Origin of the sequence: Flavobacterium sp. W21_SRS_FM6, from assembly GCF_052119645.1 — a bacterium.
Classification (GTDB): domain Bacteria; phylum Pseudomonadota; class Gammaproteobacteria; order Enterobacterales; family Alteromonadaceae; genus Paraglaciecola.
In genome coordinates this window covers 107,860-129,134 of the sequence record NZ_JBGQOM010000013.1, presented here as the reverse complement: position 1 = coordinate 129,134, position 21,275 = coordinate 107,860, and the positions used below count along the sequence as shown (strand labels likewise).

Annotated in this window: 20 protein-coding genes; all 20 read right to left on the bottom strand. The window is 40.2% G+C overall.

What is annotated here, in order from left to right; genetic code table 11:
- Window positions 1-546 precede the first annotated feature (546 nt).
- The 20 genes from ACEN2L_RS18535 to ACEN2L_RS18440 all read right to left on the bottom strand — a co-directional run bounded on the left by ACEN2L_RS18535 (window position 547) and on the right by ACEN2L_RS18440 (window position 21,162).
- Window positions 547-942: a diacylglycerol kinase gene (locus tag ACEN2L_RS18535; protein WP_441745589.1), complete on the bottom strand. Its 396-nt coding sequence runs from the start codon at window positions 940-942 to the stop codon at window positions 547-549.
- Between the two features lie 29 nt (window positions 943-971).
- Complete coding sequence (locus tag ACEN2L_RS18530) at window positions 972-2,600, bottom strand: phosphoethanolamine transferase (protein ID WP_441745588.1); 1,629 nt, start codon at window positions 2,598-2,600, stop codon at window positions 972-974.
- 13 nt (window positions 2,601-2,613) lie between these two features.
- Window positions 2,614-4,215, bottom strand: a complete 1,602-nt coding sequence (locus tag ACEN2L_RS18525) for a hypothetical protein (RefSeq protein WP_441745586.1) — start codon at window positions 4,213-4,215, stop codon at window positions 2,614-2,616.
- A gap of 133 nt (window positions 4,216-4,348) precedes the next feature.
- Window positions 4,349-5,098, bottom strand: a complete 750-nt coding sequence (locus ACEN2L_RS18520) for a COG4705 family protein (RefSeq protein ID WP_441745584.1) — start codon at window positions 5,096-5,098, stop codon at window positions 4,349-4,351.
- 178 nt (window positions 5,099-5,276) lie between these two features.
- Window positions 5,277-6,692, bottom strand: coding sequence for a sensor histidine kinase (locus tag ACEN2L_RS18515; protein ID WP_441745583.1), 1,416 nt, complete (start codon window positions 6,690-6,692; stop codon window positions 5,277-5,279).
- Window positions 6,689-7,360: a response regulator transcription factor gene (locus tag ACEN2L_RS18510; protein ID WP_441745582.1), complete on the bottom strand. Its 672-nt coding sequence runs from the start codon at window positions 7,358-7,360 to the stop codon at window positions 6,689-6,691. The genes ACEN2L_RS18515 and ACEN2L_RS18510 overlap by 4 nt, the downstream gene beginning before the upstream one ends.
- Window positions 7,361-7,714: 354 nt before the next feature.
- The gene (locus ACEN2L_RS18505) at window positions 7,715-8,959 is read right to left on the bottom strand and encodes an IS110 family transposase (protein WP_441745580.1); all 1,245 of its coding nucleotides are present in this window, start codon (window positions 8,957-8,959) and stop codon (window positions 7,715-7,717) included.
- Window positions 8,960-9,463: 504 nt separating this feature from the next.
- Entirely contained in the window at window positions 9,464-9,922 is a 459-nt protein-coding gene (locus ACEN2L_RS18500) for a hypothetical protein (RefSeq protein ID WP_441745579.1), read from the bottom strand.
- A gap of 58 nt (window positions 9,923-9,980) precedes the next feature.
- Window positions 9,981-11,303: an APC family permease gene (locus ACEN2L_RS18495; protein ID WP_441745577.1), complete on the bottom strand. Its 1,323-nt coding sequence runs from the start codon at window positions 11,301-11,303 to the stop codon at window positions 9,981-9,983.
- A 126-nt stretch (window positions 11,304-11,429) separates the two neighbouring features.
- Window positions 11,430-13,118, bottom strand: coding sequence for a hypothetical protein (locus ACEN2L_RS18490; RefSeq protein ID WP_441745576.1), 1,689 nt, complete (start codon window positions 13,116-13,118; stop codon window positions 11,430-11,432).
- A gap of 222 nt (window positions 13,119-13,340) precedes the next feature.
- Complete coding sequence (gene hflC / locus ACEN2L_RS18485) at window positions 13,341-14,300, bottom strand: protease modulator HflC (RefSeq protein WP_441745574.1); 960 nt, start codon at window positions 14,298-14,300, stop codon at window positions 13,341-13,343.
- Window positions 14,300-15,163, bottom strand: coding sequence for an FtsH protease activity modulator HflK (gene hflK, locus ACEN2L_RS18480; RefSeq protein WP_441745572.1), 864 nt, complete (start codon window positions 15,161-15,163; stop codon window positions 14,300-14,302). The genes hflC and hflK overlap by 1 nt, the downstream gene beginning before the upstream one ends.
- A gap of 384 nt (window positions 15,164-15,547) precedes the next feature.
- The gene (locus ACEN2L_RS18475; protein WP_441745570.1) at window positions 15,548-16,192 is read right to left on the bottom strand and encodes a methyltransferase family protein; all 645 of its coding nucleotides are present in this window, start codon (window positions 16,190-16,192) and stop codon (window positions 15,548-15,550) included.
- A gap of 1 nt (window position 16,193) precedes the next feature.
- Window positions 16,194-16,454, bottom strand: a complete 261-nt coding sequence (locus tag ACEN2L_RS18470; RefSeq protein WP_441745569.1) for a hypothetical protein — start codon at window positions 16,452-16,454, stop codon at window positions 16,194-16,196.
- Window positions 16,444-16,752, bottom strand: a complete 309-nt coding sequence (locus ACEN2L_RS18465) for a hypothetical protein (protein ID WP_441745567.1) — start codon at window positions 16,750-16,752, stop codon at window positions 16,444-16,446. The genes ACEN2L_RS18470 and ACEN2L_RS18465 overlap by 11 nt, the downstream gene beginning before the upstream one ends.
- Window positions 16,753-16,834: 82 nt before the next feature.
- On the bottom strand, window positions 16,835-17,206 hold the full coding sequence (locus ACEN2L_RS18460) for a hypothetical protein (protein ID WP_441745566.1): 372 nt from the start codon (window positions 17,204-17,206) through the stop codon (window positions 16,835-16,837).
- A 67-nt stretch (window positions 17,207-17,273) separates the two neighbouring features.
- Window positions 17,274-17,627: a cupredoxin domain-containing protein gene (locus ACEN2L_RS18455; RefSeq protein ID WP_441745564.1), complete on the bottom strand. Its 354-nt coding sequence runs from the start codon at window positions 17,625-17,627 to the stop codon at window positions 17,274-17,276.
- A gap of 12 nt (window positions 17,628-17,639) precedes the next feature.
- Complete coding sequence (locus ACEN2L_RS18450; protein ID WP_441745562.1) at window positions 17,640-20,000, bottom strand: heavy metal translocating P-type ATPase; 2,361 nt, start codon at window positions 19,998-20,000, stop codon at window positions 17,640-17,642.
- A 22-nt stretch (window positions 20,001-20,022) separates the two neighbouring features.
- Complete coding sequence (locus tag ACEN2L_RS18445; protein ID WP_441745560.1) at window positions 20,023-20,436, bottom strand: MerR family transcriptional regulator; 414 nt, start codon at window positions 20,434-20,436, stop codon at window positions 20,023-20,025.
- Between the two features lie 366 nt (window positions 20,437-20,802).
- The gene (locus ACEN2L_RS18440; protein ID WP_441745558.1) at window positions 20,803-21,162 is read right to left on the bottom strand and encodes a hypothetical protein; all 360 of its coding nucleotides are present in this window, start codon (window positions 21,160-21,162) and stop codon (window positions 20,803-20,805) included.
- Window positions 21,163-21,275: the final 113 nt, after the last annotated feature.

Genomic DNA, 21,275 nt, shown 5'->3' with positions numbered 1-21,275 from the left:
ATTGCAGAGCTTGAGGAGCTAAAGCTTACCTTATCTGACATGGCTTCGGCATGCACAGATGATAGAAAAGTTAAAGAATGTGGGGTGTTGCAGTTGCTTGAAGAGTGATACTAATATCTACAAGTTTTGTAGTTTTACGTTCGCATACGGTTTCATAATTGTACATGGTTTCATAATTGTACATGGTTCGCTAATTGAAATTAGATAAAGTAACCAATACACAATAAATATCTACGTCCGCTTTCTTGGGCATAGCAGTCGTTCGGCTAAGCTAGCTCCAATGGCTGCAATTCACTCGAAGCCGAATATCGGCCATGTGCCATTACCTGCCGTTGGCATGTCATTCAGTAAACGAACCTTATTAGCAGAAAGCGGATCATCAGAGTTTGTCTAACAAACTTTAAATTTTCTCGATAACGGACGTTGAGTTTACCCTGATAGGACTATTTAAAATATTCCTGAATTGCACTCTTTTAGCTGAAGCACATGTATAGAAACTTTTTAAAGTATAATAAATTGACCTATAAAACGTAAGTTTGATGCTATTTATAAACAAACAACTAGCCAAACAAGTAGCGCCAATATAAGACTAATTGAAACTACAGCAGAGCCTAAATCTTTCGCTAATCCTGACAAGGGATGAATTTCTAAACTTATTCGATCAATGACAACTTCTATTGCAGTATTCACTATCTCGCATAACATCACGAATAACACTGAGCCAATCAGTATTATTTGTTCGCTTAACGTAATGTTGAGTGCAAACGATACTGGGATCGCGGCAAATAATGCGACACATTCTTGCCTAAATGCCGACTCATTTTTAAACAACCAAGTCAGTGCTCTGGCTGAATTTTTGGTTGCTAGAATAAGGCGCTTGATTCCTCTCGGCTTAGACTTAACATCAAAAAATAAAACTGTTTTATTTTGTTGCGTAGGCATTGCATTAGTTTCCATTTTTGAATATCAATCTAATTGCGACATGAAGCGAAGGTATCTTGTTGCTGTTTATAAACATTAGTTTTCACTGACAACATGCCAAGTAATATATCGAAGAAGTTATCCTGTGAAATTTCATCTTTTGAATGATTTTTAATACATTCGACATCATATGGCTGTGTCAGGCTGTTTTGCCAGAATAACATTGGAATATGTGTTTGGTCTGTTGGAGCAAATGCATACGGTAAACCATGTAGATAAATGCCGTTCTCACCAAGTGATTCCCCATGGTCGGAAATATAAAACATTGATGCATTAACATTTTTAGATTTTGATAAATTTTCTAGTGATTCTACGACTTTGCTTAATATAAAATCAGTATACAAAATCGTGTTGTCGTAAGTATTCATGAGTGTTTCATTGGTGCAATTTTGAATATCACTGCGAGGGCAATCAGGGGTGAATTTACGATGTTCTTTTGGGTATCTTCTATAATAGGTAGGGCCATGTGACCCCATTACATGGAGTACGATTAACGTTGATTTTGCCGATAAATTATTTAATTTGTCATTCAAATATTCAAGTAGAACCTCATCAAAACAATATTCACCATCACAAAAACTATTAGGACTTTTTTCATCAATAAAGACTGACTCCACGCGTGAGCAAACCTCTTTGCAACCTCCATTGTTATTGTCTATCCACAAAACATCAGCGCCTGCTAGATGAATGAGATCGATGGCGTTCTGTTCTGAAACAGCTATATGTTTGTCGTATTCATCCCTGTTCAAGCGAGAAAACATGCAAGGTAGCGATACGGCAGTCGCCGTGCCACAAGAACTCACATTTGAAAATGAAATAAGACCAATATCATCAGTATGTGCGTTGGTGGGTTTATGATAACCATTTAACGCGTAGTTTTTGGCTCTGGCAGTCTCACCTATTACTAGAACGGTTACATTTGACTGTTTAACAGGATAAATGAGCGTTGGTTTAGCGTCTAGCATATGAAAAGGTCGCGCTGCATTATTCAATGAACGGTTTACATATTTGAACGATGCTTCATACAGCTTGAAAGGCGTTATATATGAGGTCAACTCTCTATTATTTCTGCCGACAGAAGCAAAGTTGACATAAAATACACCAACTAGAGTAGATAAAATTAAGATTGATATAACTATCAGTTGAATTCTACTGCTCAGTTCTCTGACTAATGATGCTGGGCGAATTTTAACAAAATAAATTAACAGCGCAGGAAGTAAACCTAATACAAGGAATGTGCACACCGCATAAACATTGATATACGACAACGCTTCTGCTGTATCGGTTTCAATTGTGTTTTGCACCATACCATAATCAAAAATAATGCCGTAGTGATAGGTTGCATAAAATAGTAATGACGATAATAAAACAGAAAAAATTAAAAAAGGTTTCAGTAAAGGTCTGAATGCAAAAATGCTGTGAAAAAGCACAGTTAGACATAACAATACCAATGGAACAGAAAGTAAAAACCAAACATTAAAATCTTGGTTGATAGTTACGGCATCTATTACTTTGCTGAAAAATGGAATATTCAAAACCAAAGCGATATAAGCACAGGTTAGAAACAATAATTGATTAACGCTCAGAGTAATATGTGAAAGGCGATTTATTAACTGCATTGGTATGGCTTCTTCAGAATGATTGTTTGGTGGTAATGCGAACTTCAACACCGTTGACATTGACGTCGGTTGAAAGGGGCTTAACTACATCGAGATGAATGACTTTTTTGTCGCTTGAATGTGTTGAGAAAAATCTTAAACCTAAACCTACCGAGGTAAGTTGCGATTGATTGACGTTTGATACTGGGCTATCACCGAAGGCTTTTCCTGTGTCTAAAAACGCTGCTCCTCCTAATTCAAATAGCTTATATATGTTGATATGCGGATAGTATCTGGCTTCCGCTGTAAACTGAGACATTCTCTCGCCATGCTGATATTGCAGTGGATAGCCTCTGACCCCTGAATCATCTCCTAACGCAACTGGGTCATCGAGGAAGGCATTATTACTTAGAGTATTAGCATTCCTAAAATAAGCACCCCAGTTATCATTGAATTTATGAAAATATTCAGTAGAGAAGGTGAACAGGAGCCTATCTTTTGCGACTTGGTTTGAATACCACTCCCCCGAAAACGATGCGTCGAAAAATAAATATCCACGATCCGAAGTCCGCACCCCTTTGCTAACTGAGCTTTGCCAAATAACATCAGGTGATTGCTCAGAATGACCGAAATCTCGACCTAACATTGCGGAGATATGCCACCCAAGATTAAAGTCTTCTATCTGATTGATGAGATTAAAGTTGGTCAACTTCAGATAGTCTTTTTGCAGGTATTCAGCACTAATAAAGGGGTATTGGAACTTTCGATTGTCTGGCACAAAGCTTTCTGAAGGCAATTCCAATCCAATCAAATTGGTGAAGATATGTTTGTCTCTTACATAACCAATACCGTAACGCAGTGTATGTGTGGCTGTATCTTTTGAAAGCCACTGCCATTGTGCCAACGAATACGATTTATCATGATTGTACTCTGCTACAGTCGTCCCATTTTGAAATTGACTATCAATTTGCTTAAAGTTGTCAAATCCCACTTTGTAAGCATGTGTGGTGTCAAAGCTGACAAACTCTTTTTGCAAAAATACCGCTTGTGAACTGCCGTCGTCATTACTAGTAAGGCGGATGGCGGCAGTTAAATTTTGCTTAAGAAATAAGGGGAATTGCGTATCAAATTTATAACCCGTGCGTTGATTGTTACTGAAATATTCAATTTCTGCATCAATGCCCAAACCCAGTAAGTTTCTGTCTTTAATGCCGATGGCATATTTGTTTGTACCGCCCTTTCTACCAAAATCGACCGTTGGCATGAGAGACCAGTTATCCCAAGTTTCAATCTTTATTTTGCTCTTCTCTGAGCTTGTAACTTTGGCTTCTCGGATATATTTTTGTTTTCTTAAATGCCGTTCTAATTCAGCAATATCAGCTTGATTGATGCCACATTTTTGAAGGAAAAAAGCACTTTCATTAAGTAAGGTTATTGCTTTGGTTTTTATATGAAAAAAATTAGCCCAATAATGCACAAAAATAGTGTCGGGATCGTCTAAATTAAAAATATCATGTGTGTCAAATTGCACATTGTTCGTTTGGTCACAATCAGCATTATCAGGGGCGGATTGTGCGTTAGCGAAAAAGTGATAAAACGTGAAAAAACAAAAATAGGCTATTAATTTGGGATTCATACAAGCACCTTAATAAGGGCTTGTATGGTAGGAATTCAAACTTAAGAATGGCTGAAAACATACTGATTATTTACTTAAAATATTACTAATTTCTGCTATGTTGATGCTCAAATAAAATGAGCAGAAATTGACATTAATCCGTGTGTTTAGCCACCCTTTTTAATTCCATTATTAAGGCAATAATGAGGACACTAGTAAAGAAAATAGACGCGCCAATTGTGCCAATGTCAATACCTCCTTGGCTGTAGGGTTTTGTTAAAAAATCACCGAACGTAGCGCCAAAAGGTCGGGTTAATACAAATGCCAACCAAAAAAGTATTATGCTGGATGCATTAGTGAAATAATGTAAAACGGCACACAGAGCAAGTAATCCGCCTATAATTCCAGCACTTGTTAAAAATCCTAGTGTTAAATCATCCGCCATGTAGTCACCAAGTGCTGTGCCTAAAGTATTAGCCATTAAAAATGCTAACCAATAATATATTTCAACTTTCGAACTAGTGATCTGGTCAACAGACAAAGACCCCTCTTTAAAATACCAAAGTGCTAATATAAAAAGCAGTAAACACAACAACAAAACCGAGCCTTGTAAATAACCAAAGCCTAGTGTTCTGTCTATATAGTCAGACATTGCCGTGCCAGCAATCGCACTCGTGGTAAAAGTAAGCCAATACAAGACCGGCGTGTAGCTTGCTTGTTTGAGTTTGAACCACAATGAAATAATAAACAGGCTTAGAAACAATGCAATGGTGAAATCGTAACCAATTTGCAGCGTCATTGAGAACATATCAGCGCCCGTTTCGCCTAATGTTGTGGCTGCAATTTTGATTATCCAATAAAGCGCGATAATCTCAGGTACTTTACTACTGACTAATTTTCCCATAGTTAATTGACCTTACAGAAAGTGAAAAACAAATAAAAACGCAGAATTGCAAAAGGAGTAGAGTAAGTGAGAGCTTAATAGCCAAGACTTAAGATCAGCTTGAGAAAAACTGAATTGAAGCTGAAATTAGCAATTACCTAGAAAAATATTGAACGTTTTACCTCCCATACAAATTGATTCAAATGGGTAAAAATAAATTAAAATGAATAATACTTTGCTCAAGTTTAACTTCAATTCTACCACCTAATGCTTGTACAAATGTCTTAACAATAGATAAACCCAATCCGAAGTTTTTATTGCTGGTGCGAGAATTGTCTTTTTGCCAAAGGGGTTCGAATAAGTGAGTTAATTCCTCTGGACTCAATGGAATTGAACACTCGTTGCTGACAATGACTTGCAACCCCGCATCAGAAAGCATTTCAATATCCACATTGACTGACGAGTCTTTAGCTTTATACAGGCAGGCATTTTTTAACAAATTGACCATTATAGTTTCAAAGGCGAATAAATTACTGCTGACCATAACATCGGGCTGGCTTATTATATTGATCTCTCTATATTTTTCAGCAAGTCGCTCCACAACTTGAGTTACGTCAAAAACATCATTTTTTTCAAATACTTGATTATTATATCGATGAAACAACAAGATGTTTGCCACAATTTTTTCTAATCTCTGACTGATCTCAAGCACTGCTGGTGCCAAGGTCTTGGATAGGCTTTCATCAAGTGGAAACTTTACAGACACTTCAGCCAAATTGATCAACTCTGCAATTGGCGTTTTTAACTCGTGTGCGATATCTGAGGTCATTCTTTGTTCTTTAAGATAAAGTTTTCTATTTTCTGTAATAAAATGATTGATACTGTCCTCAATAGGGAGCAATTCTTTGACTCTTTCATTCAACGTCAATGTGTCACTTTTATCTGCCAAACTGATGGTTGACAAATTTTGGGTTAATTCATCCAAAGGTTTTAGACCTAAGTCAACAGTGCGTTTTACGACCGAACTCACAATAAGACTAACTAATAGCGCTGCCACAAAAAAACTGATGTCTATCAATAACATTAGTACGTTAACCTTTTCTGCTGAAACAGCATAAGCGAGTAACATTGTTTTTTGTGTCTGCCCGCTCTGATTCATATAAGCTTTAAAGCCTTCTCTTTCGTCTGAATCGACCTGTGGTATAAAACTGTAGTAGAGGATTAGACCACTTCGGCCATCAGGCAGAATAATATCTTTTATGAGCTTGGTGTTTAATTTTAATGACTGAAAAGGAAACGAATGTACAGAAAATAAATCAAGAGTATCCGAGCGCTCAAATGTCTCACCATTACGCCACAGTTGATAATATTCAGGATCACTATCCCCCTCAAATTCAGGCATAAACTCGCCAGCAAAATCAAATTCAACACCTTCAGAATTCTCTTCAACCAAAGTTGTCAGTAAATTTGCCTTGTTGTGCATGGCACGTTTGAATTCATCATGAACCCATGTATCAACCGCGATATCTGTTAATAATAGAATGATGATCATCACCGCCGTAATTGAGATGGACAGTGTACGAACTAACTTAGTATGGATCGAAATAGTTTTCATTCGCTGACTATATAACCAAAACCGCGTTTAGTTTGAATAGGCAATTCACCACCTGCTATTTTCGTTTTTTTTCTGGCTGAAGACAAATGCGCTTCAATTGAATTTTTTGATATGGCGTCATACTGACCTGCAAGATGTTCACTCAGTTTTTCAGGAGTCACAACAATATTTTGATTGGTGAATAAACACTCGACTATCTTGTATTCGTTTGGCGTTAAATCTATGAGTGTTTTACCAAATCGAAGACTTTTAAGCTGCAAATTGAGGCTTAGTCCTGCAAGCTCTATTTTGTCAATGTCTTTACGTAAGGTGCCTCTGCGTAATAAAGACAATAATCGAGCATGCAGTTCATCAAAAGAAAATGGCTTGGTTAAATAATCATCTGCACCACTCAGTAACCCTTTAACACGATCCTCAGGTTCGCTTTTAGCAGAGAGCAACAATACTCTTGTATCCTTGTGACTGCTTCTTAAGGTTTTCAACAATGATAGGCCATCAACACTAGGAAGCATGATATCCAATATGATCACGTCATAATCACCTGTAAGTGCCATGCTAAGTCCTTCAGAACCATCAGACGTATCATCGACTGTAAAACCTAAATTTTGCAAGCCAATGCTTAGGCTTCTGCGAAGTGAAGAGGAATCCTCAACTAGTAAAATTTTCATTCCGACCCACTTTGATGCATTTTTAACTATTATGACTCTCTTAACTTTAGAATAGCTTAAGATTTACTGAATTTTTCAAAGTTTAAAGGTTGGTGGCAATATTAAATTTCTTACCTGAACTCATGTTGTCATTAATGCAAACCAATCGTTTATGAAAGTCTGCTTTTGGCTAAGCTTATAATTATTGTAAATTTCTTTGATCAGCTGCTTTCACAGTAGAACAGATCGTGGTGCAAAGAAACCTGACAGTCCGTTTCACGCTCAAAGCCGTCCATCGTATTAGTCAGTATTTTTGCCGTTCGATTCCATAATATGTTTGGTCCGCTTCACGCCCTGAGTCATTCAACAACTATTTTATGCAGCTAAAAGAGGCGAATTTTTCTCTTTTAGTACTTTTAAATATCTTGATTCATCATAAGGTGTTTTCGTTTTCCAACACTTATAGACAATCCGAACCCATTTGTATGCTAGCGCTCTCACTGCTTTTTGATGCGTCTTACCTTTCGCTTTTTGGTTCGCATAATAAAGTCCTGCCCAATAAGACTGATGCACACTTTTTGCAGCCCACTCTATGAAGCTTTGCCTCACGAACGAAGCACATTGCCATCGCCAATGTACCCAACACATTTCTCCACTTCTTTCTGTGACTGGCGATAGTCCAGCATAGTTTTGTATCTCAAGTGCACTATTGAATCGACTTCTATCTTCACCCAATGCCGCTAATAATCTAGGAGCTAAACATGGGCCCGTACCAGGTAGTGATTTAAATAACTCAGCATCGGGCATGTTGTTAAATAATTCATTGATAGCTTTATCGTATATGCGGATATTCTCAATTTGCGTGAGCAGTTGTTTGCACAGTGCCACCACTAGCATTTGATGGGGAATAATCACGGCCTCGTCCTCAGTTAAAGGTAGAGCTTCGCTAATGGCGTCAATTCTCTTGGCTGTTTTTGAAACCGCATTACCACCATAAGACTTAAAGAACTTCTCAATAGTAGAAGCCCTTGCTCGTTTTACTTGTTGCAAGCTTGGCCATTTAATTAAGAAGTCACAAAACAGCTGACTGTCACGATGTGAGAACCATTCCAAAGGTTGCGGATAGTATTGCTTTAAGGCATTAATCAAACGATTAGCTTGACGTCGCTTATCATCAATTAATGTTCTGCGCTGCTCAACTAAATGATTCAGTGTGCGTGTTTCCGCACTGCTGGGTTTTAATGGAATGACTTTCTTGGGATAGTTCAACATCATATCCAAGGCAAGCTCTGCATCTGATGGATCATCTTTAGCACCACTAGGAAACATGGCTTCTCGATACCGTGCTAACGTTAAACCATGGATTGGATATACCGTCACAAATGGATACTTTTGTAAGGCATATACAATTGGTCCTTTGTTCAGTTCTAAAACAACGGCAATATTGCCTTTCACTTTTTTATGTAGTTCAGCTAACCACTGTTCAATGGCTTCAGGTTTATGTTCAATAACATGACATTTACGCTGTTCAAAATTACCTTCTTGCACACAAACATCGTGTTTTTTATCTGCCCAATCTAAACCAACAAAGGCAGCAAACTTACCCTTCATTTCATTCATGACAAATCTCCTAAAGTGAAATTTGTTATGCTCCCTTTACTCTTCGAAAACAATATAGACAGCGATTTTTTGATTGCACGCCCTGAGGATTCGTTTTGAGTAAAGGTACTTGTTGTGTCGAAAGTAAAGCGGGAATTATCAAGTAATCTGGGCGTGTAATTCGTACACAACAAGCACATAACCTTAGCCATCATAATCGATGAGCATTTAAGGTTGAACGACTATATTGGGCGTGAAGCCGTCGTGAAACTATGTCCGCGGGCACAAAGACGCTGTTCGGATTGATAAAACCCAACCGATCTCAATTCTTTTGATCATCGTCCAAATAAAGTTATTAAGCAGAAAAAAAACAATTAACAGAAAAGAGCGGATCAGGCGCATCAAACGATCAGTAAAAAATGTCGAGTCTTATTGTTGAATCAACGGAAGCAATATACGCCAAATATTAGCTAATATTTGGCGACAAAGTCACTCGGTCAATGAGCATTACCAGCTTCTCGTGAATTACATGTCTGACAACCGATTAACCGCTTGTACCATTCGTTTAATTTCATTTTCTTCAACATCTTTTATCGTATCAAGTAACTCTTTTGCACTGTCTATATCGACACGAGAATAAAGATGAGTGTATAACTCAATCACTTGCTCGTGATGATTTACTGTCTTTTCCATAATGTGCGTCATATCTAATTCTTTAAAGGGTGAGTCGCAATGACCGTGCTCAAGAAAGGGGTGTTTTTCGATATAGTCATAACACCAAGTGTTCAGTGCCTTTTTATCAGCCGTATTTACAAACCCCTTCACAATGCGCTCTAAACTGGCTTCATGACCAGATAAGTAGTCAAGGGTCATTCGTGCTCGCTCATCTTTATTTTGTTCAGAACAATGTTTTAAGCAGTCCTTTAAGTTTTTATGAAATGTAACAGTCCAATTAAGCACGTCTCTAATTGTTTCAACTTGCATATTTTATTCCTTAGTTTAATCGCATTTATCTTCGATAATTGTTTGATCACAGACCTGACTACTCAGATGTTTCAGTTTGGCCTTTACCGTACCACTTAGACAAGTAAAAACGTTCGTATGAAAATATGCTAACAATAGCAATTGCTGAATAAATGACGATGAGTGGATCTGTGTTTATTTTGTAGATTGTGAGAGCCGTAAGAACAATCGCATCGAATGTCAATGCCATCAATATTATCGGTGACGAAGCACTTATTTCTTTTCTCATATAGCGATAAACACCCCATTGAATGATCATGTCCATTACGATGTACAAAAAAGCGCCAAGAGAAGCAATCCTTCCGATATCAAAGAATATGGCCAGTAGCGACGCAATCACGACAGCGTATACAAGAGTGTGTTTACGAATAGAGCCTGACATCCCAAAATGGCTGTGGGGGATCATTTTCATATCAGTCATCATGGCCAACATGCGCGATACCGCAAAAACACTTGCTAATACGCCAGACAAAGTCGCCACAGCAGCAAGAACGATGGTTAAATAGAATCCAGTGCGACCAAGAGCTGGCTCTGCCGCTTCTGCCAAGGAGTAATCTTTTGCTGAAATGATTTCTTCAATGGAAAGACTAGAGCCAACAGCAAATGTAACAAGCACATAAACGACAGCACACAATGCAATAGAAATCATGATAGCCAAACCGATATTTCGATGAGGATTGGTGATTTCCGACCCGCTATTCGTGATGGTCGTAAAACCTTTAAAGGCTAAAATTGTAAGTGCCACTGAAGCGACAAATCCCGTTAAACTAAAGGTAGATGTCGAATCAGCGGTGGCAGAAAATTGAAATCCACTCGACCATAATGCGGCTATGGCAAACAGGGAAATACCACCAATTTTAATAACCGCCATAATTGACGACAGAAAGCCAACCGAACGATTTCCAGCCATATTGACGGCAAATGCAAAAAGTATGACGCCAACCGATATGATGGGCACCAATAAACCACCAGTGATATCGAAAGGCCGCAAAACGTAAGAGGCAAAGGTTCTAGCAACAAGGCTTTCTGCAATGACCATGGATAGTGCCATCAATAAGGCCGCACCAGCGGCAATCGCGCCAGTGCCATAGGACTTTTGTAAAATCATCGCAACCCCACCCGATGATGGCCACGCATTGGACATTTTTATATAACTGTAAGCACTAAATCCGGCAATAATAGCGCCGACAATAAAAGCAAATGGAAAGAAAGGCCCAGCTAATTCGGCTACTTGACCAGTTAGCGCAAAAATGCCGGCACCAATCATAACGCCAGTTCCCATCGCAACTGCACTAGTAAGGGAGATTGACTCTTTGTCCTTTTCGTTGTGTTTATGATCCATATGTCGGATACCCCATTGGTAAATGAATGAAAATGTTTACTAAATTAGTTTTACAAACGCCATCGGCTCAAATTATTTAACTAAGGTAGTCTCCTGAATGAGCATAATGAGCCTCCTGTCGGTAATTTATTTGGTGTTAATTACCGCTACTGCACCGAACAGCAATTCCTTCAATTGCTCCCGGTGCGCTTCTGTTGGTGCGGTTTCAACATCAATTTCATGCGCTGCGTTAAAGTCCAGCCTACCTTCGGCATCGAATACCAACCAACTACAGGTTTCATTAACAACGGTTTCCGGTTGGCAACACACAAGTCGTAAATACCAGTCAACTAATATGAAACGGCGACCGGCAAACTCTGGCGCAGTGGACTTGCCTCGAACGAGCGCAAGGTATAAGTCATGTTCGAGTGGCATTACGGTGTTTTCTTCAATTAAAAACAATCGGGTTTCATGTTGTACAACCGATTCGGGAGAGGTTGAACAAATTATTTCACTAGGATCAATTGGCCCTTCATAGACCGGTGCAAAACCGCCGCCAAGGGTACGGAAATTGGTAGTTTGCCCCTGATACAAACGTGCAGCGACCCATTGCACCTTGTCGTCATAGGTGTAGTTGCGCAAATCGAATTTAAGAACTTGTTCCGGTTCGAGATCCGAAATAACCCGACTACCTGGTATGACCAAAGCTTGTGCGATATAACCGCCTGCGAGGATTTCCTGCCAGATACGCTTAGTTAACTTGTCGCCACGGTAGGCAGCTCGACCGCCAAATCCAGCGAAAGGTTTGAAAAAAAGCCTTCGGCGCTCATGCCAAAGTCGCTCCTCGTTCTCTGGCAGCACAATCTCAGTGTGGGGGATCGCGGCAAGCAAAATATCTTGTGTGGCCTTTGGCACCCCCAATGCCTGTAACCGTATTGGATCACTAAGCAACACAAGGTTACGTTTATCCGCAAACAGGGCATGCGCCTGAGGATTGGGCGTGAGCACTATAGCGTTTTGCAGGTAAGCCTCACGCAATGTAGCGCTGTCAGGCTCACTAAGAGAAAAATCTGTCAGTCGGTTATATACCAAGTCAATATTCATATTGCCGTGCTTAAGCACACCGTCATGCAAGGTGAACTCACTCGGGTCTGCAATCACGACCTCTAATCCGTGTCTTTGAAACAGTTGCTGAAAGAGCAAAAATTCTGGATATAAATACTGTTGTGTGGGGTTCTCATCGACTATCGCTATACTATGCAACGCACGATCATGACCAGAAAGAGACCATTCTTGGCGGAACATCGCTACAATATCGTCTTCAAGGGCGCTGGACTTTTTTTGCGCTCCCACCATTTTTTCTATGGCCGGACAGCAAGCCTGGTGCGCCCTTGCCAATACTGCGTTGAGCATGGCTCCACCCGCATTGGTGTTGATCTCGATCAGCCCAAAACTGCCTTCAGTGACATGAAAATCGTAACCGAAAAATACGCCCTTAGCGCCACCTGGATCATGTCTCGCAATGTGCTGCGAATCACCTAAGATTTCTTCACGATAGGCCGGCAATGCGACAACAGACTCTATCGCATGAACGACTTTCTCCATGCGTGCCATGTTGGCGTGAGAGACAAATACGGGGCGCGTAGCGAATAAATAAGGACAACGTTGCTGAATTAAATCAAATAGGCCCGGTTGGCCAATTTCAGACTCCAACGCTTGTCTTAGCGCTTTGGTATCAAGGCTGAGGCAAAAACATTCACTGTTGAGTAGCTCAATCGAATCTGGTCCGGAGATTAGGGTAGCGGGAATTGAAAGACTTGGTATGTCATTCGTCATAAAATATTACCCGCGGTCAAAGTGTTTAAATTCCCCCCTAATTTAGATAGCTGACCTGTTAAAGCAATAATATCGGCACCAATCATAAAGCCATTTCCCATCGCAATAAAATGACTAAGAGAAAATTAAAATTATTATTCATATAAGTTCCACTTAAATACTTCTGTTTTATCTGCATCAATGTCTCTATGAAAGATTCACAACACATAATGGGCTGCCGATTCATTTTTCGACAACCGTTTTTCCATCACTTAATAGTTTGTAAAGCGCACTATCGGTCGTCAACACAAGAGTGGTATTTTTATCAATAATAGTTTGGTAAGTTTTGAGGGTTTTTACGAAGTTGTATAGTGAACGTGATTCTTTCGACTTGTTATATGAATCAGCATAAATTTCAGTTGCCTTAGCGTCTGCATCACCTTGAATTGTTTGTATTGTTTTATATGCCACCGACTCTATTTCACGAAGATCTTTTTCCATATTACCAATTATTTTATTGGCTTCACCCGCCCCTTCAGAACGAAAACGTTCAGCAATTTGTTGTCGCTCACTGATCATGCGCTGATAGATTTTCAGGCGCACACTTTCGTTATAATTGATCCGCTTAAAACGAATATCCAACAGCTCAATGCCAAATTCCAAGAGTTTATTTGATGCTGCCGCATAAATATCCTGTTCGATTTGACGACGGCCTCGAGTAATTGGAAGAAGCGTACTGATGTTTGCATTTTCCAATAAAGGATCTACGGCTGGTTTTCGATCCTTTTTAGTGCGGATGATTTCGATTAGTTCGTGTTTGGCAATGGCGTTGCGAGTCTCACTGCCAAGAATATCTTCTAACCTAGATAGAGCACTACGCTCATCTCGAAGACGTAAAAAATATTGTAACGGATCTTTTATTCTCCATCGTCCGAATGTATCAACAGTAATATAGAGCTTATCTTTAGTCGGCATATCGTTGGCCGCTCCATCCCAAAGTAAGATGCGCTTTTCAATTCGATTGACGGTTTGAATAAACGGTACTTTTAGCTTTAACCCTGCATCTGAAATGACGTTGCCAATAGGCTTACCAAATTGTGTGATGATGACTTGTTCTGTTTCATCGATCTTGTAGAGGGATTGAACTAATACAATTATCCCTAGAAAAATTGACACTGCTAATGTGATCAGTAGCTTTTTCATTATTGGTTTCCTTGTTGACTATTTAGGTTTAGCAATGGCAGTACGTTTCCAGCTTTCACATCCAGAACGATTTTTTGTTCAACCTGTGGTAGCACTTCCGCCATCGTTTCTAAGTACAAGCGGCGTTCGGTCACTTCGGGGGCCTTAACATATTCGGTAAGCAAAGCATTAAATTTGGAAGCATCACCTTGTGCTTGATTCACTCTTTGAATGGCATAACCTTGTGCGGCTTGGATATTTTGATCCGCTTTACCTCTTGCCCGTGGCACGGCTTTGTTGTATTCCCCGTGGGCAACATTGATCATTCTCTCTCGTTCCTGTTGAGCCTCATTCACTTCATCGAAAGATGATTGAACAGGATCGGGGGGATTAACATTTTTAAGTTGCACTTGGTCAATGCGTAATCCCATTTCATATAAATTAACGACCTCCTGCATTTGAATTTGCGCATTCGTTTCTATTTCTTGGCGTCCAACGGTCAGTACTTCGTCCACTGTGCGATCCCCGACAACTTCGCGCATTACCGACTCCGAAATATCCCGTAGTGCTTCTCCTGGGTCTCGCACTTTAAATAAAAAGTCGAAGGCGTTCTCAATTCGAAACTGAATCACCCACTCCACTTGTGCAGTATTCAAATCGCCAGTGACAATCGTAGTTTCTAAATTCCATTGTTGCTTGGATGCCACTTGATTTACAAAGGTAGCTCCGGGTGTACCAAAACCAAACTCTTCTTTCAATTGACGCTTGATCGGCACTTGTATTACTGTGTCTACACCGAAAGGAATTTTCCAATGAAGTCCCGGGTCAACTATCTGGTGATAATGACCAAAACGCTGTAACACGCCAACTGATTCGGCAGACACGGTGTAGTAACTGCTTTACCCCATATAAAGTAGTATTGCGGTGGTAATCCCCAAAGTAATATTTTTAGTTGATACTTTAATATCCGGTAATTTTTGTAGTTCTTGTGCCATGAAAAATCTCCTTTAAATTGTTTCAGTCCTAATTTCAGCGACGTTGCCATTACTATGCCGACGCTCTGGCACAGCTAAATTGATGGGTGCAAGTCACCTGGATGGGCACACCCGTAAAATCGAATTTGCAGCCATTGTCAGCGTAAAATCGGCGACAAATTTTGATAGGTTGAATTTTTATATTACAAAGAAGCGGTCGTCCCCCCCGATAAAACATATCCACCAAAAGTGACTAGTGCTAGTTATATGGCAGTTCAACAACCACTATCGAATTTATCGCGATTGGGCGACAAAAGACTTCCATTGCAATACGCGAGGAATAAACATCGGTACTCGTTTTTGATATTCGATATATTCCTCACCAAATTCTTTTATTACCGCTAATTCCTCGCGTTTGGACAGTCGGTAATAGATAAAGATAATAACCGGTAGTAATCCGACAGAAAAAAGTGTTGGCCAATGCACCACGCCTTCACCAAACAACGCAATAAATAACCCAGTGTATTGTGGATGACGTGCCAAGGCATACAGTCCATCAGTCACCAATTTATTTTCTTGTCTGGCACGATGTACCTGACGCCAGCCTTGAAAAAAGATACCGATGCCAATGAATAGCAAAATGTAGCCCAAAATCATTGAGATCATCATCCCTGTTTCGCCCATTCCCATCAAAGAAGACCACAAATTGGCATTGAGGCCGGTTCGGTCGAGACCACCAAAACGCGCAAGTAAATAAATCGTTAATGGAAATCCATACATTTCTGCATATAGCGCAATTATAAAAGCTTGTACCACCCCTGCCCCTGCCCATTCATGCCAAGACGAAGGGGCCAAATATTTATACATATACCATGAGACAAGCACGATTATGATTAGCGCTATTACCCACATCCCTGAATGTGCTATTTGTTCGTTCATATTATTTCGCCTTACTTCCAAAGAAGTTATATAGAGGCACCCAAATAAGTGCAATAAACCAGCCGTATGCGTAACTTTCTAATGCGCCTAAGAAAAAGCTTTTCCAGCTTATCCATTCAAATCCAGGTAAGAGTGTTAACCAGACTTCATACATAGCTTGCTGAGGAAACAGCAGACCAAACCCGACACAGACACTGAAACTCATAAGTAAAAATAGGCTCGTTGCATGCCCAAAGGCGAAAAGTGATATTTTATGCTTCATGCTGGTGCCCTTCTTTTACTAGTAATGTGTTTGGTTTTTTACTCAATTCAGCTTTGTTTTCATCAAACTCTTCCAAACATGCTTTAGAGCAAAAACGAAACAATTTTTTGTCAACTAACTCTCCATACCCCTCGTCATCAGCGACTTGTTTTCCGCAAACAGGATCAATAAAAATTTCTTTATCTTTAGGTTTTCCATGCCCGTGATGGTGGCCATGGGTCAGATGTGCACCACAACCAAAGCGCATAAAAAGATAAAATAGTCCTGCGTAAAGCAATAGCGTAAATAAACCACCCATGAGTTCTTCCTTTAATTAATATCAATGTTGATTGAATATATTTTTCAATTGGATCTGACAGCTAGTGATGTCATATCCTCGTTTATTTATGTTTCGAGTGATTCACATGAGGGCTGGCATGGCAGCTCCAAGGCTTATGCTTAGCGTTATCTCTGATGTTTTCATCAACAAACTGGTAATAACCTTCTTTTAAGTTTGTCCACCAATCATGTGAAATATCAGCACCATTTATTTTTATTATGTTTTCGAGGCCGTCTAGCTCACAATGCGTGGCGTCATAACCTATGTGCAATGTTTGTTTGGCTTGTTCGAATGAAACCGCATCGACACCAAACGTTGCGTCAATATCTCGAACAATCGCACTAACCTTCGCTTCATCGGTGTTGCTAAGTTTTAGATGACGAAGTACCAAATTTGCCTCCGTCACCCCTACTCTGTGATCTAAATCGCTCATGTTCTTTCTCCAATCTTATGTTTGTATCATGTATAACATCGTTAGTTGAGTAGGCCTTGCGCCTGCATTATTCGACGATTAATTCACCTAAGTACATTTTCATTTGGCAGTGAAACTGATAACGACCAGGTAATGAGGCTGGTATGGTGACACTCACTTTTTTGTTTAACGGTAAGGTGGCAGTAATATCCAAATCAGGGATCAGCAATGTCTCAGAACAAGATGACGCATCTAATCTTGTAAAAGTGATCGCGGTGTCTTTATTAGCAGCTATTTTGATAATTGATGGTTGATATACTCCATCTTTAACGACTATTTCAATCGCTCCATCTTGCATAGCCACATTGGGCGATTTGTACATCCAAAACCACCAGACAATGAGTAATATTAATCCGAAACCCGCTAAGTTAATCCACATCATAATTTCAAACTCCTAATGTTCTTTGGCTTTAAAAAAACGTAAACGATTGGCATTGGTCACTACAGTAAGAGATGAAAAGGCCATTGCTGCACCTGCAATAACCGGACTCAGTAAAAGTCCAAAAAAGGGATACAGGACTCCCGCTGCAAAAGGAACGCCTGCAACGTTGTAAATAAACGCCCCAAACAGGTTTTGCTTAATATTGGTAAGAGTGGCTTTACTGACTGCGATTGCATCGGCTAAACCATGCAAAGAGCCTCGCATGAGCGTGATATCTGCGCTTTCAATGGCCACATCAGTGCCAGTTCCAATGGCAAAGCCTACATTGGCAAGAGCCAGCGCGGGGGCATCATTTATGCCGTCACCTGTCATGCCGACTATTTCGCCATTGGCTTGGTATTCAGCGACTTTCTTGGCTTTATCTTCTGGCATCACTTCAGCCACAAAATCGGTGATCCCTACCATGCTAGCAACCGCTTTGGCGGTCATCCGATTGTCACCGGTTAACATAACAACGCGGATCCCATTATTCTGAAGACGCTTAATGGCTTCAATCGAGTCCGATTTAATCGGATCTGCTACGGCAATGACAGCCGCTAACTCTGCATCAATGGCAAAATACATAGGCGTTTTTGCATCTGCTGCGAGTTGTTGGGCTTTGTCTAAGAACTTGTCTATAGCAATACCCTGTTGTTTCATCAGTTTTTCATTACCAAACAACAGCTTTTTGTTCTGCAACGTCGCTTGTACACCCATGCCCGATAGTGAGGCAAAGTCAGTGACTTTTTTAGGGGAAATACCCTTATCTGTCGCAGATTCAACAATTGCCATGGCCAGGGGATGTTCCGATCCTGCCTCCAGACTGGCAACTAACAGTAAAATGTCATCTTCAGTTTGCGAACCGGCAATAATAATGTCCGTTACCTTAGGTGCACCCTGTGTAATCGTGCCTGTCTTGTCGAGTACCATGGTAGTGATCTTTGACGCTGTTTGTAATGCCTCACCGTTACGGATTAAAACGCCCGCTTCAGCTGCTTTGCCTACACCGACCATCACCGACATCGGCGTAGCCAGTCCTAATGCGCATGGGCAAGCAATAATCAACACAGTCGTCGCCGATACTATGGCATAGGCGATGGCAGGTGAAGGCCCAAAATTCAACCACACCATGGCGCTCATCACCGCGACAATCATCACAACAGGTACAAAGTATGCGGATGTAACGTCAGCCAACCGACCAATTGGAGGTTTGGAATTTTGCGCACGCTTAACCATATTGATGATCTGCGCCAGTGCAGTATCTTTACCTATTCTAGTGGCCTTAAAAACTATAGAACCTGATTTATTGATAGTGCCTGCAACCACCTGCCCACCCTCAGTTTTTTCTACAGGCATCGGTTCACCGGTAAGCATAGATTCGTCGACTGAGGTATGCCCCTCAACCACATCACCATCGACAGATATTTTTTCACCAGGACGAACTCGAATTAGGTCGTTTAAAAGTACGTCTTCAATAGGAATGTCGATGTCTTTATCATCTCGGATAACTCTGGCCGTTTTTGCTTGGAGGCCAATTAAGCGTTTGATGGCCTCAGAGGTTTTTCCACGAGCCTTTACTTCAAGAGCCAGACCTAAATTAATCAAACCAATAATCATGGCAGTCGCTTCAAAATAGACATGGCGAGCCATTAAAGGAACAATTTCTGGAGCAAAAACCACCACCATGGAATATAACCATGCGGTACCGGTGCCTAATGCAATCAATGTGTCCATATTAGCGGAATGATTTTTAAGTGAATTCCAAGCTCCGATGTAAAAATGCTTACCCGCAAACACCATCACACCCAGTGTAAGTAAGCCAACTATCAGCCAGACTAACCTTTCTGTATCAGTATTTACTGTCATTTCACCGACAATCAAACTGTAAATCATTAAAGGCACACCAAGCGCCAAAGCAAGCGTCATATCTCGCATTAGTTTTTTATAATACTGCCAATCGGCTTGCTCTTTTTCATCTAACGCTTCCTCCTCGGACTCGCTAGTTGATACCTTGGCGTTATAGCCAGCCTTTTCTACCGCTTGAATTAATTTGGATACATCCACATTTGTTTTGACTTGCACTGTTCGCTGAGCGAAGTTCATCTCTGCTGAATGCACGCCAGACACTGACAGCAATGCTTTTTCAATTTTACTTACACAACTAGCACAACTGGCCCCGTCAATTATTAACTCATGTTCGATCATTTCGTTTCCGGTGGAACTCGCTTCCAAAGTTCCAGAGCGACTATTTGTTTTAACACTGCGCTGTTCTGATTCGATTTGGCAACATTTGTGGGGACTTCCCGCACCTTCTTTTTGGCTGTCAGTATTCATAAATCCTCATATTTAATAATATTCACTCTGGCGACTTGGTGAATTCATCTATCAAGTGGCAAATAACATTTCCACTTGGTTTTTTATCTGGTTTATCGCCCCAATTTTCGACTGCGGCGTGCATTTTTGCTCTGAGTCTCAATGTGTCTTGGAAACGTTGTTCAGTTTCATGCAGGCGGTTGTCTATCAAGCGCCTAACCGTTGGGCAAGGAGACTCACCCTCATCCGCTTTATGAAAAATCTGTTTAATGTCATCTACTGAAAAACCTAAATCCCTTGCACTCAAAATAAACCGAAGACGATTTTGCTCGTTTGAGCTATAAAATTTGTATCCATTTTCAATCGACTTTTTCGGAACCAACAAGCCAATTCTGGTGTAATACCGCACTGTATCAGGGCTTACACCGAGCATTTTCGCTAATTGTATGACTTGCATCAACTGGACCTCCTCACCTCTCGCTAAACATATAACCGGAGTAATCCTATGAATAAATCTTAGGTATTAACTCAACTTTAAACCTGTGAGTAGGACACAGGTCAAATGCTTTTTAATACTCACATTCATACACTATTAATTAAACCCATAGGCTGTTACGTAGACCAATGAGGACATTCCCTGACTGAGTGATCCGACTACTAGTATTTATTAAGCACTTTGCTTTTTTCAGCTGTGTACCCAATCATTTCCCCCATCATTTTTTTGTCGCTAGTAGGCGCAATTACTGACTAAATACTCTATAAAGTTTGTGATGGAACACCCTAGCCTTATTATTTATTCAAATCTCAAGTGTCTTTAATTTACTTAAATATGACGCTGAGGGGGGTGCACTAATAATGAGGAAATATGATTTTTGACGCTAGAAGTTAAACAGTAACTTTCATCTCCTTTTCTATGCTCAATTGAATATAAAATTAAGTTAGATAGCTCAATGAACAAGTCACTTGGGAATAAAGCGGCGCTACAACAATCACTGCAACTACCTTCTGAATTTTGGTCATGTTTAGAATGAGTAAATACCGGCTCCTCAAAGAAGGAAGTGATAACAGAAAGTGATGTCGCATAATCTTCTTGCAAACTATATTTTGTTGCAGGTTCATCTGCCCTCACTGAATTGTTCAGCAAAGCAATCATACAAAATAGTGCGATAGATGACTTTCTCACTTAAAACTAACCCGCTTCGTCTTGTGTAATTACATACTAGTTTTTTACCTCAAAAGTGTAATTGATCCAGATCAACTTTTCTCGGTAATTGGATTACAGTTTGATTACATTTT

What these genes read in the sequence shown, in the direction of transcription:
- ACEN2L_RS18535 (WP_441745589.1), bottom strand. Translation starts at nt 942, where the DNA reads ATGCCTACGCAACAAAATAAAACAGTTTTATTTTTTGATGTTAAGTCT.
- ACEN2L_RS18530 (WP_441745588.1), bottom strand. Translation starts at nt 2,600, where the DNA reads ATGCAGTTAATAAATCGCCTTTCACATATTACTCTGAGCGTTAATCAA.
- ACEN2L_RS18525 (WP_441745586.1), bottom strand. Translation starts at nt 4,215, where the DNA reads ATGAATCCCAAATTAATAGCCTATTTTTGTTTTTTCACGTTTTATCAC.
- ACEN2L_RS18520 (WP_441745584.1), bottom strand. Translation starts at nt 5,098, where the DNA reads ATGGGAAAATTAGTCAGTAGTAAAGTACCTGAGATTATCGCGCTTTAT.
- ACEN2L_RS18515 (WP_441745583.1), bottom strand. Translation starts at nt 6,692, where the DNA reads ATGAAAACTATTTCGATCCATACTAAGTTAGTTCGTACACTGTCCATC.
- ACEN2L_RS18510 (WP_441745582.1), bottom strand. Translation starts at nt 7,360, where the DNA reads ATGAAAATTTTACTAGTTGAGGATTCCTCTTCACTTCGCAGAAGCCTA.
- ACEN2L_RS18505 (WP_441745580.1), bottom strand. Translation starts at nt 8,959, where the DNA reads ATGAATGAAATGAAGGGTAAGTTTGCTGCCTTTGTTGGTTTAGATTGG.
- ACEN2L_RS18500 (WP_441745579.1), bottom strand. Translation starts at nt 9,922, where the DNA reads ATGCAAGTTGAAACAATTAGAGACGTGCTTAATTGGACTGTTACATTT.
- ACEN2L_RS18495 (WP_441745577.1), bottom strand. Translation starts at nt 11,303, where the DNA reads ATGGATCATAAACACAACGAAAAGGACAAAGAGTCAATCTCCCTTACT.
- ACEN2L_RS18490 (WP_441745576.1), bottom strand. Translation starts at nt 13,118, where the DNA reads ATGACGAATGACATACCAAGTCTTTCAATTCCCGCTACCCTAATCTCC.
- hflC (WP_441745574.1), bottom strand. Translation starts at nt 14,300, where the DNA reads ATGAAAAAGCTACTGATCACATTAGCAGTGTCAATTTTTCTAGGGATA.
- ACEN2L_RS18475 (WP_441745570.1), bottom strand. Translation starts at nt 16,192, where the DNA reads ATGAACGAACAAATAGCACATTCAGGGATGTGGGTAATAGCGCTAATC.
- ACEN2L_RS18470 (WP_441745569.1), bottom strand. Translation starts at nt 16,454, where the DNA reads ATGAAGCATAAAATATCACTTTTCGCCTTTGGGCATGCAACGAGCCTA.
- ACEN2L_RS18465 (WP_441745567.1), bottom strand. Translation starts at nt 16,752, where the DNA reads ATGGGTGGTTTATTTACGCTATTGCTTTACGCAGGACTATTTTATCTT.
- ACEN2L_RS18460 (WP_441745566.1), bottom strand. Translation starts at nt 17,206, where the DNA reads ATGAGCGATTTAGATCACAGAGTAGGGGTGACGGAGGCAAATTTGGTA.
- ACEN2L_RS18455 (WP_441745564.1), bottom strand. Translation starts at nt 17,627, where the DNA reads ATGATGTGGATTAACTTAGCGGGTTTCGGATTAATATTACTCATTGTC.
- ACEN2L_RS18450 (WP_441745562.1), bottom strand. Translation starts at nt 20,000, where the DNA reads ATGAATACTGACAGCCAAAAAGAAGGTGCGGGAAGTCCCCACAAATGT.
- ACEN2L_RS18445 (WP_441745560.1), bottom strand. Translation starts at nt 20,436, where the DNA reads ATGCAAGTCATACAATTAGCGAAAATGCTCGGTGTAAGCCCTGATACA.